The sequence below is a fragment of the Nocardia pseudovaccinii NBRC 100343 genome (genome assembly GCF_001613225.1).
GTDB classification, from domain to species: domain Bacteria; phylum Actinomycetota; class Actinomycetes; order Mycobacteriales; family Mycobacteriaceae; genus Nocardia; species Nocardia pseudovaccinii.
Genome location: NZ_BDBY01000247.1, coordinates 13,054 through 29,476, shown reverse-complemented (window position 1 = coordinate 29,476; position 16,423 = coordinate 13,054). Strand labels below are relative to the sequence as shown.

Here is a 16,423-nt window from a genome sequence, read left to right as displayed (position 1 = left end):
GCGAAGGAGACTCATGGAACCGATTGTTTCCGTCACCGGCGGCAAGATTCGCGGCCGGACGACCGCCGGGGTCAGTGCATTTCTCGGAGTGCCGTACGCGGCGGCGCCGGTCGGGGCAGCGCGCTTCCGGCTGCCGGAACGGGTGCCGGAGTGGCAGGGGGTTCGTGATGCGCTCACCCACGGCGCGACTTGCGTGCAGACCCCCTATCCCCCGCCGATCCACGCCCTGATCGGCAGTGACGGGATACCGGGCGACGAATACCTGAATGTCAATGTGTGGACACCGGATGCGGGCGGTTCCGGACTGCCGGTCATGGTGTGGATTCATGGCGGCGCATTCACCCGGGGATCCAATGCCAGGGCGATCTACGACGGTGCGGCGTTCGCGCGCGACGGGGTCGTGCTGGTCTCGATCAACTACCGGCTCGGCATATCCGGCTTCGCGGCGGTGCCGGATGCACCGCTCAACCGTGGATTACACGACCAGCTGTTCGCGCTGCGGTGGGTGCAGGAGAACATCGCGGCCTTCGGTGGGGATCCGGACCGGGTCACCGTATTCGGTGAGTCGGCGGGCGGAATGAGTGTGGCGACGCTGATGGCCTCGCCGCTTTCGCGCGGGTTGTTCCGGCAGGCGATCATGCAGAGCGGCAACGGATCCGCCGCGGTGGCCGTCGAGGACGCGCGCAAACTCGCCGGAGAATTGGCCACGAGTATCGGAGTCAGCCCCACCGCGGCGGATTTCGGTGAACTCGGGCCCGATGAATTGCGCGCGGCGCAGGACGCGCTCGCGCTCGCGCTGATGAACGATCCGGATCCGGCGCGATGGGGATCGTCGATTATCGCCAATGGGATGGGGATCATGAGTCTGCTTCCGGTGATCGATGGTGAGGTTGTCGAAGGTCAACCCGTCAAAGTGCTTGCCGCACAACCAGAGCGGGCTGTCCCGCTCATTGCGGGATGCACCGCCGAGGAGTTCCGGTTCTTCACGGTTCCGACCGGTATCGCCGCCGGAATCACTGTGGACACTTTGCCTTTCGTTCTCACCCGCTATGGACTCGATCCCGCGCTCGGGGATATCTATGGTGCGAATCGTCCGCGGGCCACGGCGGCGGATGTCTTCGCCGCGATCATTACCGATCGGGCCTTCCGCTCGGACACCCTGCGGATCGCGCAGTCGAACGCCGCCGCGGGTGCGCCGAGCTTCGCCTATGAGTTCGCGTGGTCATCCGGCATCGAGGGACTCGGTGCCTGTCACGTCTTGGAGGTGCCGTTCGTCTTCGACGCACTCGCGGGCGCGCACACCTTGACCGGGCCTAATCCGCCGCAGCCGCTCGCCGATGAGATCCATTCGGCGTGGGTGGCTTTCGCCGAGTCCGGTGATCCGGGGTGGGCGCGCTTCGAGGAGGATTCGCGGCGGGTGCAGATCTTCGACAGTCCGGAGTCGGGTGTCGTGAGTGATCCGCGCGGGGACGAATTGGCGGCGCTTCGGAAGTCGGTCGCTTAGCGGATATCACGTGGGTCGAGCACTGCGGCCACTGGCTCCTACTTGTCGAGTGCGCTGGAAATCGTTGTGGCGGAGGCGCGTAGGGCGGCGCGGGCCGCGGCTACTGCTGGGTGTCGGCCGGTGCCGCGCCGGTAGGCCAAGTGGGTTTTGCGTCGGGTGGGTAAGGCGGTGAGCACCACGTTGGGTGGTGGGGTGAGTGCGCCGAGTCCGGGGACGAGGGCGACACCCTGGCCTGCCGCGACCAGTGCGAGGACGGTACTGAAATCGTCCACGTGATGGCGGACCCTCGGGGTGAATCCGGCTGCCTGGCAGGCCCGGATCGCCATGGTGTGACAGAGCGTGCCGGGGGTGCCGACGATCCAGGAGGCGTCGCGGTGGTCTTCGAGCGGTGTGGCGGTCGGGGCGGCCAGGTAGATGGTCTCCTCGAGGAGCGGCTCGGTGTCCAGCGCGGGATCGGGTTCGGCGGGTACATAGTCGTACTCCTGGACCAGCGCGATGTCCAGGGTGTCCGTGCGCAGTGCGTCCGGGACGGTGGCCGGATCCAGTTCTGTCACAAGCAATTCCAGTCGCGGATGGTCGCGGCTCAGTGCGACCGATGCCGGGGACAGGATTGTGGCGACCGCCGTCGGGAACGCGCCGATGCGCAGCGTTCCGGTGAGTGCCGCGCGGGAGGCGGCGAGGTCGGCGGTGGCCTGTTCGAGGGCCGCAAGGATCGTCTCCGCGTGTTCGACCAGGGTGAGTGCGGCGGGGGTGAGAGTGACGCGTCGCCCGGTCCGTTCGAGCAGCGGTACGCCTGCCTCCCGCTCCAATGCGGTCAACTGCTGGGAGACCGCCGACGGCGTGTAGCTCATCGCCTCCGCGACCGCAGCGATCGTCTTGCGATGGGCCAGTTCGCGCAGCAGGCGCAGCTTTCGAACATCGAGCATCAGTTCAGCTTATGCTCAACGGAAGAAACGTGAACTGGACCTGAAGTATCGCCGCGGGTCAGTCTGGAAACCATGATGCTCACCGGCCTCTTCGTCCCTCTGATCACGCCATTCGCCGCCAGCGGTGACCTGGCCACCGACGCACTGGCGGGCCTGGCCCACGAGGTACTCGACGACGGCGCAACCGGCGTCGTCGCTCTCGGCACCACCGCCGAAACCGCCACCTTGAGCCCCGAAGAACGCCACCGCGTCCTCGATATCTGTGGGTCTGTCTGCCGAGAACGCAACGCCCCCTTGATCGCCGGAGCGGGCACGAACTCCACCGCGGATTCGGCCGAGGCGCTCGCTGCCCTCGGGTCCACTGTCACCGCCGCACTCACCGTCGTCCCCTACTACACCCGGCCCTCGGAAGCGGGCGTGCTCGCCCACTTCCGGCGCTTGGCCGCCACCAGCCCGGTCCCCCTCGTCGTCTACAACATCCCCTACCGCACCGGCCGCACCCTCGGCCCCGACACCCTCCACGAACTCGCCCGCATCCCGAACATCATCGGCTTCAAACACGCCGTCGGCGGCATCGACGACACCACAACCACTTTCATGGCCACCCTCCCGCCCGACGTCACTGTCCTGGCCGGTGACGACCTGCACGCCGCCCCACTGCTGGCCCTCGGTGCTCCCGGCGCCATCCTCGCCAGCGCCCACCTGGCCACCTCCGCCTTCGCCACCCTGATCCACCTCTGGCGCAACGGCCCCATCCAAGAAGCCCGCACCCTCACCCACCGACTCACCCCTCTCTCTGCAGCTCTGTTCGCCGAACCCAACCCGGTAGTCATCAAATCCGCCCTGGCCGCCCAAGGCCGCATCCCCACCCCCACCGTCCGCCTCCCCCTCCTCCCCGCCTCATCCGAAGCAACCACTGCCGCCCTCGAAGCCCTAACCCAGCTCCCCACAACCACATCCGCCTGACCAACTCGGTCAGCGGGTGGTATGGATCAGACCGCTCCGTGGTCCCCGCGACTGAACTTCTGTGCGCCGGTTGTCGCTCGGACATGCCGACGCGCGGTGAGCACCACAGCGACAGCGTCCAGCCATCTGGCGAATAGTTGGTCGCGGAGGGCATCGGGGTTGCGCGGCAGCCGGGCGGCCGACATCCATCCGCGGACCAACTCGGTCGGCTGCTCGCCGATCAGCGGTTCAGGTAGCTCCAATGCACCCTGCAAACCGACTGCCCGCACACAGCCGGCCAGGAATTCGAGAGGGTATGGGGCGACCTCGAGTTCATCGGCACGCAGCGCTGCCGCTACAGCCGCCGCACTGAACAGGGCCGAGCGTGCTTCGTCAGGTTCGGCCATGCCAGCAGCGATCGCCGCCTCGATGTCGATCTCACCCAACACCTCATCGCGACGAATCCTCGGGCCACTCATTCTGGCAGCCCGGCATCGTAGGCATCGCTCATACCCTTTTCCGGTTCGGTGTCCGTTACCGCGCCCAGCTCACCGTCGATGAATTGCTGCTTAGTGACCCATTCTGTGAAACCCCAAGGGTTATAAACTTCCAGCTTGTCATCTTTCGCTGCCATGATCACCAATTCGTGCGCATCATTATTGTCCGCGACTATGCTGATCGGAACCGGTTTGCCCTCGTTTACCGACGTCTCGATCTCGGGCAACATGGCCTGCCGCGTCGCCGCCTCCTGAGCAGGGGAACCGTCAGGAACTGTCGTAACGGTGTAAGTGTCGCCGGTTGACGGCTGGAGTTCGGTGGTGAACAGTTTCGCCCTGCCCTCGGGGGTATTGTCCAAGGTGGCGTCGGTCGTGTTATAGACATGTACCAACCGGTCGCGGAACGCGGTAGAAGAATCGTCGCCCGGCGCCGCGCCCGCTACCGCGGCCGGACCCTGGCCGGTCGTCAAACCGAGCATGAATACCGGGTCATTGGCGGCTCGTGCGACGACGGTGGAAGCGGCAACACAGTTGCCCTTGTTTTGCCCGTATAAGTTGTTGACGTACACCATCCCCTTCTCCTTTGCCGGTGTCAGATAGGTGGACTTGCCGTTGTACCCCAATATATGTTCACCGCCGTCTCCCAATTTTGTATTCATGGTATCGACCTGCGGGTTCAGGTGGTCGGAAAGCCAATGGGGATCATCGCCGTGCGGGTGTATCAATTTGCCGAACGACTGCACGTCGGCCAACGAGTATCCCGCTGCCAATGCTTTCCAAATGTATGCGGCCTCCTGTGGGGATTTGGCGTCGCCCAGCATTTTCTCGAATTCCTTGCGATCCGTCTCCGACATGTTGTTCAGTAGTTGTGAGGCCCGCGCCAAAGCTGTCGGGGTGAGAATGCTCAGGAGGGGATTCGACGTAGAGCCGTAATCTCCGGCATATGCCAGAACTACCGTCGACAATGGATCGATGCCGGGTGAGTTGATCCGCCTCGCCCTGGCCTGTGCGGCAAACTGCTCGAGCGCGCTCACCGCATCGGTTGCTGCGTCATCACGGAGTTTGGCGGCGGTGAGGCGATCATGGCAGCCTTGCGCCGCCTGATGGCGAATCTCGAACCAGTTGATCCCCGAGCCGCCGAGTGAAAGCGCCGTAGTTTTGGCCTGCTTCAGCAGTTCGATGCCCCGTTCATCGGTCTGCTGTGCCTGGCCCAGCTTCTCGGAAAAGACATTCAACGCGATGGCCCCGCCGAGAAAGGCTGCCGAGCCTGCTTCTGATTGAGACGCGAGCGCCCGAACAGCTTCCGCGGCAGTCTCTGCGGACGCTCCACGCCAGGCGGTAGGGAGCGATCCGTTTGCGACGGTGGTCAAATCCGCGGAGGAGCCGCCATAGGCATCCGAGGCGACCTTATAGTCGCCCGCCCGCTCGGTGATGCTCCTCGGCGAGCCACCGGGAGAGGGAGGCATCAGTGCGATCTCGATCGCGCGCGGCAAGCCAGCGAATGGCAGGGCCGGTGCGCGACTGTCGAAGATCAGGCTATCGATAAGGTCCAACGCTGCCCGCAGGGCAGATACTGTGCTCATCCTCCGACCCCGGGCCTACGAGCTCGGCGCTGTATCGGGTCGGTCACCGCTTACTCGAATCGGACGGATCCCACGGCAATGGGCTTGTGATAGGCGGCTGGTCCGCCGGGACAACTCCTGAGCCGGGCGTATCGATATCCACCCCGCTGACGGCTTGCCCTCCGGCTAGATCTGTTCCTTCATACTTCGCTGTGGCATCGGGGAGCAGCTTCCTGAGTTCGGCTATAGCCGAACTCGTCACACCCACCTCGCGAACCCACGCCCGATGGAACGCTGACCAAGCAGATTCGATAGCGCTATCGCCGAAGATCCCGGAATACATTATGAATGGAGCCATGCCGAGAAGTGCGTCGGCGGCCGAATCCGCCAGGCGTTTATTGATCGCGGTGAGATTGTCGTTTACCAGATCGACCACTGCTATCGGCGACAGCATGTGGTCCGAATCGATCGATAGATTGTCATCTGCAGACGGACTGGCGATGTCACCGGGAATTGGATTCGGCGCGGCCTGGGTCGCTCCCTCCGTACCGCCGTTCGCCGTTGTGTCACCCTTGTCACCGTCACCATCCGGCACCGCTTCCAACATCACCGCTCCCACACCTGGACCTACTGGCACCGCTCGATATCGAGCAATCATTTTCTCGTACAATCAACGCAGGTGTATTTCCAGCGGTGGTGACATCGCCGCGAATCACCGGTCGACAAGCCGTCGGTCTCGAGGTCTTCGAGCCTGTTGACCGCAGCGTTGTCCAGGTTCGCTGCTACTTCCGAAAATGGCTGCTGACCTGCGCCGGAATAGCGCATCGTGCCCGACGACCAGGAGTTGTCCTTCGCTCGTTTGCGTCACCCCGACATCCTTGCTGGCCTCATGGTTGATTCAGCACCGGCTCGGACGGGGTTTTGCGCCAGGTGGGGCGTTGGGCGTTGGTGATCCAGCGGAGGGTCCATTCGGCGGGGCCGTAGCGGAACCAGTGGAGCCATATTGCGCTCACGGCTAACTGGAGGGTGAAAACGAGCAGGGCTGTGGACATGGTGGCGAGCGGGGAGAACGTGCCAGCGGCGGCTAGGCCTATGCCGGTGAAGATCAGTAGGCCGATTGCTGATTGGGCGAGGTAGTTGGTGAGGGCTATGCGGCCCGCGGGGGCCAGGGCTGTGCGGATGAAGGACATGCGGGGGCTGCGCATTGCTCGGAGCAGGGTTGCGACATAGGCGGCGGTGAGGAATGGGGCGGTGGCGACGCTGATCGCTACCGGGAGGGTGTGGCCGGTGCCGCCGCCGATGGTGAACAGGATGCTGCCTGCGAGGCCGATGGGGAAGCCGATGAGTTGGATTCGGCGCAGGACCGGTTCGGCGCCGTGTATGTGGGCGAGCAGTTTGCGGCGGCCCGCGACCAAGCCGAGCAGGAACATGGCCAGAGCGGTCGGTCCCTGCAGTGTAAGAGCTTGCAGGACAAGGAGTCCGAGGCCGTCGAGGTGTTCGCCGATAATGTCGCCCCAGCCGCCGAGCATGGCCTGGGTAGCGTGCCCGGCATCGGCTTGTGCCTCGGCGGTGGAGGGCAGCAGGGCCGACGCATCCATGAATACGGTGGCGAGCAGCAGGCTCGCCACGACCAAGCCGTACAGAATTGCCGCGACGCGCAATGCGGTCCGGTCGCTCACCCTCCGCATCCAGAACAACACCGAGCACGCCACCGCGTAGGTGGTGAGTACGTCGCCCGCGTACAGGAACACGATATGCAGCACACCGAGGACGAATAGGCCTCCGATGCGACGCAGCATCCGCGGTTCGAAGGCGGCTCGCGCGGCAGCCGCCGATTCCATCTGCAGGGTGAAGCTGTAGCCGAACAGGAACGAGAACAGCAGATAGAACTTCATGTCGACGAACACCTCGGACAGTGCGCGCACGGCGTCGTCGAGGGTCGAAGTGTAGTCGGGGTCGATCACCAGGTTGCCGGGATAACCCGAGGCCATGAAGGTGATATTGACAATGAAGATGCCCAACAGGGCGAAGCCGCGCAGGGCATCGACGTCGTGCACCCGGGATCTGGAGGCGACCAGCTGATCGGTCATCGGCATGCTCCGCAAATCGATAGTATCCAAGGGATACTATCCAACATATACTATCTCTCGGGCTAATATCCGCCAAAAACATCGGCGATCCCGAGGAGGTAAGACCATGGCCGACGAGGCGGTGCCCGCCGACCTGGGCAGGCTCTGGCGACTCCCGACACCAGCACGACTCGGCCGACCGGCGGAACTGGACGTCGACCGGGTCGTACGCGCCGCGGTGGAGCTCGCCGATCGCTCCGGGCTGGCCGCGGTCACGCTGCTGAAGGTCGCGCAGACACTGGGTTTCACGAAAATGGCGCTGTACCGCCACGTCGGCTCCAAGGACGAACTCTTCGAGCTGATGGCCGATTTCGCCATCGGCCCGGCACCGGATCTCGGCACCGTGCGCCCCGAGTGGCGGGCCGGGCTGCGGCAGTGGGCACATGCGATGCGTGCGGTCTACGCCGAGCATCCGTGGTTGCCGCAGTTACCGATCTCCGGGCCGCCGCGCGGTCCGAACACGATCGGCTGGGTGGATGCCGCGCTGCGCGCACTCGCCGACACCGGACTCGACTGGGCCACCAAGGTCGGCATCCTCATGCTGGTGAGCGGGCATGTGCGGCAAGCGAGTCTGCTCACCCAGCAGGTCACCGAGGCACGACGCGGCACGGGGCTCGACGAGGTGCAGGCCAATCGGAACTACCGCCGCACGCTGGCTGTTCTCGTCGACCCGGACCGCTTCCCCGAGGCGGCCGCACTATTCGCCAGTCCGCTGTTCGAATCACCGCCGGATGGGGATGCCGATGCCGCCGACCAGGACTTCGTATTCGCGCTGGAATTGATCCTCGGCGGCGTGGCCGCCGAGATCGATGGCGCATAGAACTCAGTCGTGCAGACGCCAGGCCCAAGTGGTGGACAGTTCCAACGGATCGCTCGCGGTGACCGGACGCGGGTGGGTGTTGATGCCGTTGGGCGGGCCGGATTGTGGCTCGACACAGGCGGCTTCGGGTTGCTGGTCGAAGACGACGACCCATTCGGCGGGACCGGTGATGGTCAGCTGCAGGGCATCGGGCCAGGTCAGGGTGACAGTGGTGCCATCGGGCATGCCGAAACAGTCGTCCCAGGGTCCGGGCTGCGGGGCGATGCGGCGTCCGGTCGGCAGATAGTCGGGGCCGCGTTCCTCCTGCCAGGCCGGGGTGAAGTCGAGCTCGATGTCCTTGCCGGAGCCCAGATTTCGCAAGAACCACGGATGCCAACCGACCTGCGCCGGAAACGGTTCGCCCGCTGTTTCGACCCGCATGGTGAGGGTGATCGAGTGCTCGGAGAGCTGGAACTCCTGGGTGACACGCCCACGATACGGCCACGGGTCGGTGAGCTCGCAGCTCAGCGCGGCGGTGGATTCCGTGGTGCTGAGGACGTGCCAGGCCCTATCGCGCGCGGTGCCGTGGATAGCGTGCGGATCGGCGTTGATCGGCATCTGATGCAACGTGCCGCTATACCGGAACTGTCCCGATCCCATCCGGCCACACCAGGGCGCCATCGGAAACGCGCCGTACCTTGCACCCTGCCGCAACAGTTCCAGCGCACCGACCCGCAAACTGGTCAGCCGCCCGCCATTCTCCGGCGCGATGCTCACTTGCGCGTTCCCTGCGGTCAGCACAACACTGGAATTACCTGCATCGGTCATGAGCGCTCCTCCTCCGACTATGAGTTCGGTAAGACACAGTGCCATGACCAGCCCGGTCACGCCGACCGACGCGGCGCGCCCGAATACCGGAGGTGACTTACCTGGCGCGACGGGCGCGGGCATGCTTGGGTTAGAGCGGCGTCGGCGGTCGGAAACGTGAGGTGACGGATTTGCTGGATATAGTGCGGGGCGTGTCCTTCGTCCAGCTTGCGCTCGACCGGATTCCGGAGCCGTACCGGTCGTATCTGATCCAGCGGCGTGAGCTGCTCAAGTTCGCCGTCGTGGGTGGGATCACCTGGTTCATCGACACCGGGATCGTCTATGCGCTGAAGTTGACGGTGCTCGGCGAGAAGCCGCTCACGGCGCGCGTGCTCGGTGTGCTGATCGCGACGATCGTGTCGTATGTGCTCAATCGGGAGTGGTCGTTCCGGACCAGAGGCGGTAGGGAGCGGCACCACGAGGCGGCGCTGTTCTTCGCGATCAGTGCGCTCGGTATCGGTGTGACGCTGTTGCCGCAGGCGGTCGCGCTGTATGTGCTCGATATTCGGGTGCCGCACGTCAGTCCGGTCACCCAGGCCGTCTCGAACTTCATTACCGGCCAGATTCTGGGCGTGCTGCTCGCAATGGCGTTCCGGTACTGGGCGTTTCGGCGGTACGCCTTCCCCGACGATCTCGTCCAATCGGAGCTCGAACCGCGGTAGGTCGCTTACCTTCGAGGTAATTGCCCCGAATCGGCGACGGGGGTGAAGATCGCCGGTATGACACAGATCGGCCTGCTGCTCCCAAGCCGCGAAACCTCGATGACCGGTGAACACGATGCCGCCGGATTGGTCCGGTTCGCGCGCGCCGCCGAGGATGCCGGGTTCGATTCGGTGTGGATCGGTGATTCCCCGCTGGCACGAACCCGAGTCGATCCGCTGCCGCTGCTCGCCGCCGTGGCCGCGACTACCGCGCGCGTCCAGCTCGGCACCGCCGCACTCACCGCGACATTGCGTCATCCACTGCTCGGCGCCCACACCGCCGCCACCGTCGACCAACTCAGCAGCGGCCGGTTGGTCCTCGGTCTCGGCGCCGGATTCCCACTACCCGAGAGCCGGGACGAATTCGCCTCCGTCGGTGTGCCTTTCGACCAGCGCGTCGGGCGACTCGACGAAACGGTCGCCATCTGGCGCCGGAGTTGGTCCGGCGGAACCGAATTCGACGGCCGCTACTGGCAACTCGACGATCTGACCCGCACCCTCCCCGCCGCGAGCCCGTACGGTCCCCCGCTATGGCTGGCGGGCAGTGACACACCTCGAGTGCTCGAACGGGTGGCCCGGCACTACGACGGCTGGCTGCCGTTCCTACCGGACCCGGACGCCTACGCCCGCGCATGGCACACCCTGCGCGAAAAGACCACCCGCAGCATCACCCCCGCCCTCTACGCCACCATCAACATCAACCCGGACACCACCGCCGCGCGCACCGAACTCGACGGCTACGTCCGCCGGTACTACCGCCGCTCCCTGGACGAAATGTCCACGATCCAAGCCTATTTCGGCGGTTCTGCCGAGGAATGCGTCGATTGGCTCGGACGGTACCTCGATGCGGGCGCGCAGCATCTGGTGCTGCGCATCGGCTCACTGCAGGCCCGCCGCCAGCTGGATCTGCTCGCGGACGCGCTACTCCGAACGGCTTGAATTTCAGCTCTTCAGCTGGGCGATCTGAATCAGGTTGCCGCAGGTGTCGTCGAGTACCGCGGTGACAACTGGCCCCTGATCGAGCGGTTCCTGAGTGAATCGCACGCCGAGCCCGCGCAACCGCTCGTACTCGGCGTACAGATCGTCCACCGCGAACGACGTGAACGGAATTCCGTCCTCGACCAGCGCCTCCTTGAACGGCCGGACCGCCGGATGCCCATCGGGCTCCAGCAGCAGTTCGACGCCGTCCGGTTCCTGTTGCGACACGACCGTCAGCCAGCGCGCCTCGCCGAGCGGAACCTCGGTCTTCTTCACGAAGCCGAGCACCTCGGTGTAGAAGCGCAATGCTTTGTCCTGATCGTCGACCAGAACACTGGTGATATTGATGCGGATCATCGGTCCTCCTGGAGCCAGCGGTGGGTGAGCCGCCGCAGTGGTTCTCGGTTCAGATGGTGGAATTTGTATCGGCCGTCCCGGCGCGTGGTCACCAGACCGGCGGCCGCCAGCACATCGAGATGCTGCGAAATCGCCTGCCTGCTCGAAGTGAGCTGGTGGCCCATGGTGAGCCGTGCGCAGAGCTCGAACAAGGTCTGGCCGTCGCGATCGGCCAGTTCGTCGAGGATCGCCCGACGCGTGGGGTCGGCCAGCGCCTTGAAGACATCGCCGCTCACACGCCTCACTATAGGCAAGTAATTGCTTGCCTATCAAGTGGAGTTCGGGCCGAAAACAGGGCGGGCGAATGTGTCGGGGGCCGAGTTAAATTGGGTTGATGAGCTATGAGTTCGTGGTGCTGCCCGCGGGCGCGGCGGCATCGCCGGGGGACGTACTTCCTTATTTTCGATCCAGACGCGGGCAACCCGCCGATGACCACCTCTACCAGACCGTCATCGCCGGACTACACGGCTGGAACAGCCGAATTCCGGCCGCCGCCCGGCATGCCAGGCTGCGGATCGAAGCGGCCGGAGATTCGGTGCGGGTGACCGCCGCCGACAGTGTGGATCGCCGCAGGACTCGCGGCTCCGCCATGGACTACGCCGCGCCGCGGGTACGCGAACTCATCGAGGCCCTCATCGCGGGTTTCGCATATGAAATCTACGATGCGCGGACCAACACCTTGACCAGCCCCGGAATGCGCCGCTATGCCTCGATCGATATCGGCGGTGAGCGCAAATTTTCCTCACTCACCCAGCGTGAAGTCTTCGACTGGGTCCGCCAACTTCATCTGCTGGCCGCCACCCCGTTCCTGATCGCCGAAAAGCGAAACGACGCAAAGAGTTTCATCCGGGCCCAGCGCAACTTTCCGATCGACTACACCCTCGAAATCCACCACCCGGTCCGCGACCAACGCCTCCGCGCCACAGTGACCGATGGCGCTACCGTCGCCCAGCTCATCTGGGACTGGGCCTGCGACGAGTGGAGCCGACTGGACGGCATCGATTGGGTACCGTTTGACTGAATCTATCAGCGCCACTGGGTAATTCGTGCTGCCGCCGCTCGCCGGTTGCGGTCCTCCTCCATCGGATCCTCGGCCATGCCGCGGATGCGTTCCCGCACCTCCGAAATCCGATCACGTGCGTGGGCGACGCCGAGGGCGCGGGTTTCGGGCTCGCAGTCGTCGAGGCATTCGATCGCGCGACGCTCGGCGAAATCCGGAGCCAAAAGAGCCGATGCGGCGGCGCATCGGGTGCGCAGGTACGAGTAGACGGTGCCGTCGAAGACCTCATCGATGATCCCGGCAGCGGCCACATGACGGAGACGGGCCAAGCCGTCGACGAGATCGCACTGGGCATAGATATTGTCATGTGTCAGTGCCTCCGTGAGTAGGTCGCAGAGCCATCGAGCGTCGGCGGGTTCGGCGAGATCGGCGATCAGGGATATCGCGGCGGCCCCGGCTTCACCGTCGCGGTCCACGTTCGCGCGTGCCCAGGCGAATGCGCGGGGTGAGCCCAGCCGTGCGAGACACCGGCGCGTCGCGCGCCGGACGGGGAGCGGAAAGTCCTGTGCCTGTAGGAGATCCGCTGCGATCGCCAGCAGCGTGGCCTCCCACTCGGTCGGGCCACTGATCAGCTTTGCCTCGATCGCGGCTAGCAGCACACATTCGCGTTCCGCCGATTCGCGTTCCCCTCGCCGCTCCGGCGCGGACAGACTATGTGGACGCCGATTCCGCGCCACCGCTCGGACGATCCGTTCGATCCGCGGACTCGCCAGCCGCCGCCCGGGCCACGGGGACGCACCCAGATCGTGACCCCAACCGAGCGCGCAGGTCAGCTGTGTGTCATCGGCTGTTTCGAGCACATCGTCGAGCATTCCGTTCGCTTCGCTCGCGCTGCTCCACCTGGTGATCCCACCGCGGATCACCAACGATGCAGTCGTCGACGTGGTCACGAGCCAGCGCGGGCTGTGTGCGCGCCGCCCCGAAACAAGCACCGCGGCCGCGCTGGATCAGCCCGAGTAGCGTGCTCGGCTCGGCGGACGACATGGCACGACCTTAAGACGCCACGGCCGCGCCAGAAACCTATTTATCTCTGGGACAAAGACATTCGCCTACGACGAATGCCCGGGCAACACACATACCGCGTCGAGCCCCAGCACATGATTGAGTCGCCCGAAGGCCAGCCACGATCCGATGCTCATACTCAATTCGACGATTTCGGTCTGGCTGTACTGCGCGCGCATCCGATTCCAGAACTCGTCATCGAGATTGTGGTGATCGGTGGCGTAGCGTTCGGCGTATTCGGCGGCCAGCCGGGTGCGTTCGTCGAACAACTCGGTCGTGCGCCAGTTGGTCACCGCGTCCGCGAACTCCGGCTCCACCTTCTGACCGTCGCGTTCGGTGCGCCAATCCAGGCAGAAGATGCAGCCGTTGACCTGGGCGATCTTCAATCGTGCCGCCTCGAATTCGCGCAGTCCGAGGGTCGAATGCGAATACACCGACAGCGAGAAGTTCGAGGCGGCCACGCCGATGCCGGGCACCATCTCGCCCCATACGTAACCGATCGGGTCCTTACCCTGGGGGATGTCGATGATCATGGATGCTTCCTTCCGAGCTTGCCGACTGCGGGACGCAGTGGGATATCGAGTGCGTCATAGAGTCCGGGTTCGGCGGCGACGAGCCAGTCGATGGCATTCACCAATCGCCCGACCGCGGTGGCATTGCCGCCCGCGGAACGGTTTCCGTCCTCGTCGGCGGCCTCGATGGTGATTTCGATGCGCGGGTGGCCCTCGATGAGCACGCGATGCGCGCCCTCGCCGTCCGGCGGCGTCGGCCAGTCCGGTGCGCAGGACGGGTGGATCCGGGTGACGTGCTCGATGACGATGCGCGGCTCGCCCTCGACGATCCCCTGTACCTCGAATCGCAACGCGCCCTGCGTACCCGGCGCGAACTCACCCATGCGCTCGGTGGTCACTGTGGCGTCCAGCGCGCGGCGGTCCAGGGTCTCGCGGATCTCCTCGAGTTCGACGCCGAGCGCCCGCGCCATCAACCGAATCTGCCCGCCCCACACCATCGTCGGGATGCCCGGCGCCACCATCGGCGGCAGATAGTCCATCGGCTGGCCCATACCGACCAGATAGCGCACCGAATCGGGCTGGTCGTAGGTGGTGTAGTCGAAGATCTCCTGGCAGCGGATCGCATCCACGGTGCTGCCGAGTCCGCTCATGAGCAGCGGCAGCACATCGTTGCCCCAGCCGGGATCGACACCGGAGACGAACAGCGACCCGCCGCCCCGCGCGATCGCGGCCAGCACCGGGTCGCGCATTTCGGGCGGGGCGCTGCGCGGATCGTAGAGTGCGTAGAGCGCCGGGGTGACGACGACCGCGCCGGACTCGACGGCGCGGACGATGTCGGCGAGCGCGTCATCGGGGCGGATATCACCGGAGGCCGCGTACACGACAGCCCGAGGTCCGGCGGCCAGGGCCGCCTCGATATCGGCGGTCGCCGGGACGTCGAGGTCGTAGTCGAGCCCCGCGAGCCGACCCGCATCGCGGCCGACCTTATCCGGGTTGTGGACGACCACGCCCGTGAGTTCCAGCGCCGGGTGCGCGTCGACTGCGCGGATGGCCGCGCGGCCGACATTGCCGGTGCCCCAGACAATCGTGGGGATCATCGAGTGAGCGTAGCAAGCGCTTGGTTCGGTGACCGGGATTATGGGAATTACGTAGTGGGGCTGGGGAATTCGCGCGGCTATTTTGCGGTGTTGTAGCGGATCAGATAGTCGGCGAACCGTCCGATGTCGGCGTCATCCCACGCCGTCAAGCGCTCGGCGAACTCCTGATCGCGCCGCCGCTCGGCCACCCCCCGCGACCCGCCGCCCCTCCGGCGTGGGCCGCAGGATGTGGTTGCGGCGGTTCTCCGGATCGATCTCGCGGGTCAGATAGCCCAAGCGCTCCAGCGCGCACATGTCGCTGTGCACAGACGGAAGCGGCGGGCGCGGGGGGAGCGGCGTTCGTGTCGCGCGGCCGCCACCAGCAGTACCGCGCCACGGTCAGTCGGCAGGCCGCCTAGGCCGAAGAGGAGATGGAAGAGGCAGTCGGCGTCTGACACCTGAGCGTTCGACCCACGTCTCGTGGGTCGAATCTTTCGCGGTCGCGTCGCGTCGCGGTTTGGGACCGGGTACGATGATCGCATTGCCGCTCTGGCGCCCGAATCCCGTAGAAGCCGATTTATATGTAACCGTGAGTTACATATAAATGCGGTGACCATCGCAGGATCGGGCATGAACTGCAATTTCGCATGGCGCGCAACGTCTTCGAACACACCGAGTTGATCGGCAGCCCCTATCAGGTGCAAGATCGTGGATGTGTCGCGTGGCGGCGCCGGGTGGACGGTGATCGGCATGGAGGCGCAGTGATCGAGGAGTCCGCCGTGCGTCCACATTCGCGCTCGCACTGAGGTCGAGCGGGGCATCGACGCCCCACGCATTCCAGCACCCTTCGCGGAGCCGCACGGCCCGTGCGTCTTCCTCGGACGAGAGACGATCCATGGCATCAACCGACCTCGACGCAAACCGGGCGCGCGCCCTCGGACAGGAACTGGTGGCGATACACGACTGGCTGCGAACCGAACTCACGCGAATACGCGTGAACGTCACTGCCTATGCGGCAGGTTCCGAGCTGCGGCCGACGCAACTTCGTGCGCACTGCACGGCATTCTGCGCCGCGCTGACCCGCCACCACACCGGCGAGGACACCGCGGGGTTCCCGGCACTTGCGGGTCAATTCCCCGAACTGGCCCCGGTATTGGCCGAACTGCGCACCGATCACCAACTGGTCGCCGATATCCTGCGCAGACTGACCGAACTGCTCGACTCGATCGGGCCGGACAATGCCGATACCGTACGGCGCGAACTCGATGGATTGGCCGCCATCCTGGAATCGCACTTCCACTGGGAGGAACGCAGGCTCGTGCAGGCTTTCGACGAACTCGACATGGGTACCAGTACGGGCGAGGAACTTCTCGGCGTCACGGTTGCGGTGGATCGCATGCGGTCCGCTCGGGACTGAAGCAGCCACCAGATCGGAGGCGGGTACGGTATTACCGGCCGGACCGCGTAGA

The 16,423-nt window shown here is 65.2% G+C and carries 18 protein-coding genes; 7 read left to right on the top strand and 11 right to left on the bottom strand.

Translation table 11 applies throughout. The features are described from left to right. Positions 1-13: 13 nt before the first annotated feature. Positions 14-1,504: a carboxylesterase/lipase family protein gene (locus NP3_RS30640; protein ID WP_063045082.1), complete on the top strand. Its 1,491-nt coding sequence runs from the start codon at positions 14-16 to the stop codon at positions 1,502-1,504. Positions 1,505-1,542: 38 nt separating this feature from the next. On the opposite strand, the gene NP3_RS30635 is transcribed toward NP3_RS30640, so the two are convergent. Continuing rightward, on the bottom strand, positions 1,543-2,430 hold the full coding sequence (locus NP3_RS30635) for a LysR family transcriptional regulator (RefSeq protein ID WP_063045081.1): 888 nt from the start codon (positions 2,428-2,430) through the stop codon (positions 1,543-1,545). A 72-nt stretch (positions 2,431-2,502) separates the two neighbouring features. Between NP3_RS30635 and dapA the strand changes: the two genes are divergently transcribed. Next, positions 2,503-3,396, top strand: coding sequence for a 4-hydroxy-tetrahydrodipicolinate synthase (gene dapA / locus NP3_RS30630; protein ID WP_063045080.1), 894 nt, complete (start codon positions 2,503-2,505; stop codon positions 3,394-3,396). 26 nt (positions 3,397-3,422) lie between these two features. On the opposite strand, the gene NP3_RS30625 is transcribed toward dapA, so the two are convergent. The 4 genes from NP3_RS30625 to NP3_RS30610 all read right to left on the bottom strand — a co-directional run bounded on the left by NP3_RS30625 (position 3,423) and on the right by NP3_RS30610 (position 7,524). Continuing rightward, positions 3,423-3,854 carry a hypothetical protein gene (locus NP3_RS30625; RefSeq protein WP_063045079.1) on the bottom strand — a complete coding sequence of 144 codons (432 nt, stop codon included), beginning with the start codon at positions 3,852-3,854 and terminating at the stop codon, positions 3,423-3,425. Then, the gene (locus NP3_RS30620) at positions 3,851-5,455 is read right to left on the bottom strand and encodes a hypothetical protein (protein ID WP_157124656.1); all 1,605 of its coding nucleotides are present in this window, start codon (positions 5,453-5,455) and stop codon (positions 3,851-3,853) included. Before NP3_RS30620 ends, NP3_RS30625 begins: the two co-directional genes overlap by 4 nt. A 43-nt stretch (positions 5,456-5,498) precedes the next feature. After that, positions 5,499-6,038: a hypothetical protein gene (locus NP3_RS30615; RefSeq protein ID WP_157124655.1), complete on the bottom strand. Its 540-nt coding sequence runs from the start codon at positions 6,036-6,038 to the stop codon at positions 5,499-5,501. Positions 6,039-6,321: 283 nt separating this feature from the next. After that, on the bottom strand, positions 6,322-7,524 hold the full coding sequence (locus tag NP3_RS30610) for a DUF418 domain-containing protein (RefSeq protein ID WP_063045076.1): 1,203 nt from the start codon (positions 7,522-7,524) through the stop codon (positions 6,322-6,324). A gap of 106 nt (positions 7,525-7,630) precedes the next feature. On the opposite strand from NP3_RS30610, the gene NP3_RS30605 reads away from it, so the two are divergent. Further along, positions 7,631-8,383, top strand: coding sequence for a TetR/AcrR family transcriptional regulator (locus tag NP3_RS30605; RefSeq protein ID WP_174566285.1), 753 nt, complete (start codon positions 7,631-7,633; stop codon positions 8,381-8,383). Positions 8,384-8,386: 3 nt separating this feature from the next. Here NP3_RS30605 and NP3_RS30600 read toward each other — a convergent pair whose 3' ends face one another. Then, positions 8,387-9,190: an aldose epimerase family protein gene (locus tag NP3_RS30600; RefSeq protein WP_063045075.1), complete on the bottom strand. Its 804-nt coding sequence runs from the start codon at positions 9,188-9,190 to the stop codon at positions 8,387-8,389. A 191-nt stretch (positions 9,191-9,381) separates the two neighbouring features. On the opposite strand from NP3_RS30600, the gene NP3_RS30595 reads away from it, so the two are divergent. Beyond that, positions 9,382-9,891: a GtrA family protein gene (locus NP3_RS30595; RefSeq protein WP_040690789.1), complete on the top strand. Its 510-nt coding sequence runs from the start codon at positions 9,382-9,384 to the stop codon at positions 9,889-9,891. A 57-nt stretch (positions 9,892-9,948) separates the two neighbouring features. Beyond that, complete coding sequence (locus NP3_RS30590) at positions 9,949-10,869, top strand: LLM class flavin-dependent oxidoreductase (RefSeq protein ID WP_063045099.1); 921 nt, start codon at positions 9,949-9,951, stop codon at positions 10,867-10,869. A gap of 3 nt (positions 10,870-10,872) precedes the next feature. Here the strand turns inward: NP3_RS30590 and NP3_RS30585 are convergent, their stop codons facing one another. Next, complete coding sequence (locus tag NP3_RS30585) at positions 10,873-11,262, bottom strand: VOC family protein (RefSeq protein WP_174566286.1); 390 nt, start codon at positions 11,260-11,262, stop codon at positions 10,873-10,875. Beyond that, on the bottom strand, positions 11,262-11,540 hold the full coding sequence (locus NP3_RS30580; protein WP_373864797.1) for an ArsR/SmtB family transcription factor: 279 nt from the start codon (positions 11,538-11,540) through the stop codon (positions 11,262-11,264). Before NP3_RS30580 ends, NP3_RS30585 begins: the two co-directional genes overlap by 1 nt. Positions 11,541-11,638: 98 nt before the next feature. On the opposite strand from NP3_RS30580, the gene NP3_RS30575 reads away from it, so the two are divergent. After that, positions 11,639-12,325: a hypothetical protein gene (locus NP3_RS30575; protein WP_063045073.1), complete on the top strand. Its 687-nt coding sequence runs from the start codon at positions 11,639-11,641 to the stop codon at positions 12,323-12,325. Between the two features lie 5 nt (positions 12,326-12,330). Here the strand turns inward: NP3_RS30575 and NP3_RS30570 are convergent, their stop codons facing one another. From NP3_RS30570 to NP3_RS30560, 3 genes are all read right to left on the bottom strand, one after another. Next, positions 12,331-13,164, bottom strand: coding sequence for a hypothetical protein (locus NP3_RS30570; protein WP_157124654.1), 834 nt, complete (start codon positions 13,162-13,164; stop codon positions 12,331-12,333). A 249-nt stretch (positions 13,165-13,413) separates the two neighbouring features. Continuing rightward, entirely contained in the window at positions 13,414-13,899 is a 486-nt protein-coding gene (locus NP3_RS30565) for a carboxymuconolactone decarboxylase family protein (protein ID WP_063045071.1), read from the bottom strand. Further along, positions 13,896-14,975, bottom strand: a complete 1,080-nt coding sequence (locus NP3_RS30560) for an NAD(P)H-dependent amine dehydrogenase family protein (RefSeq protein ID WP_063045070.1) — start codon at positions 14,973-14,975, stop codon at positions 13,896-13,898. Before NP3_RS30560 ends, NP3_RS30565 begins: the two co-directional genes overlap by 4 nt. An 874-nt stretch (positions 14,976-15,849) precedes the next feature. Between NP3_RS30560 and NP3_RS30555 the strand changes: the two genes are divergently transcribed. Further along, positions 15,850-16,371 carry a hemerythrin domain-containing protein gene (locus tag NP3_RS30555; RefSeq protein WP_063824954.1) on the top strand — a complete coding sequence of 174 codons (522 nt, stop codon included), beginning with the start codon at positions 15,850-15,852 and terminating at the stop codon, positions 16,369-16,371. Positions 16,372-16,423 lie beyond the last annotated feature (52 nt).

Bases quoted from the DNA above. Each gene is read 5' to 3' on its own strand.
- NP3_RS30565 (WP_063045071.1), bottom strand. From the start codon at position 13,899: ATGATCATCGACATCCCCCAGGGTAAGGACCCGATCGGTTACGTATGG.
- NP3_RS30610 (WP_063045076.1), bottom strand. From the start codon at position 7,524: ATGACCGATCAGCTGGTCGCCTCCAGATCCCGGGTGCACGACGTCGAT.
- NP3_RS30620 (WP_157124656.1), bottom strand. From the start codon at position 5,455: ATGAGCACAGTATCTGCCCTGCGGGCAGCGTTGGACCTTATCGATAGC.
- NP3_RS30640 (WP_063045082.1), top strand. From the start codon at position 14: ATGGAACCGATTGTTTCCGTCACCGGCGGCAAGATTCGCGGCCGGACG.
- NP3_RS30625 (WP_063045079.1), bottom strand. From the start codon at position 3,854: ATGAGTGGCCCGAGGATTCGTCGCGATGAGGTGTTGGGTGAGATCGAC.
- NP3_RS30560 (WP_063045070.1), bottom strand. From the start codon at position 14,975: ATGATCCCCACGATTGTCTGGGGCACCGGCAATGTCGGCCGCGCGGCC.
- dapA (WP_063045080.1), top strand. From the start codon at position 2,503: ATGATGCTCACCGGCCTCTTCGTCCCTCTGATCACGCCATTCGCCGCC.
- NP3_RS30590 (WP_063045099.1), top strand. From the start codon at position 9,949: ATGACACAGATCGGCCTGCTGCTCCCAAGCCGCGAAACCTCGATGACC.
- NP3_RS30600 (WP_063045075.1), bottom strand. From the start codon at position 9,190: ATGACCGATGCAGGTAATTCCAGTGTTGTGCTGACCGCAGGGAACGCG.
- NP3_RS30555 (WP_063824954.1), top strand. From the start codon at position 15,850: ATGGCATCAACCGACCTCGACGCAAACCGGGCGCGCGCCCTCGGACAG.
- NP3_RS30605 (WP_174566285.1), top strand. From the start codon at position 7,631: ATGGCCGACGAGGCGGTGCCCGCCGACCTGGGCAGGCTCTGGCGACTC.
- NP3_RS30575 (WP_063045073.1), top strand. From the start codon at position 11,639: ATGAGCTATGAGTTCGTGGTGCTGCCCGCGGGCGCGGCGGCATCGCCG.
- NP3_RS30635 (WP_063045081.1), bottom strand. From the start codon at position 2,430: ATGCTCGATGTTCGAAAGCTGCGCCTGCTGCGCGAACTGGCCCATCGC.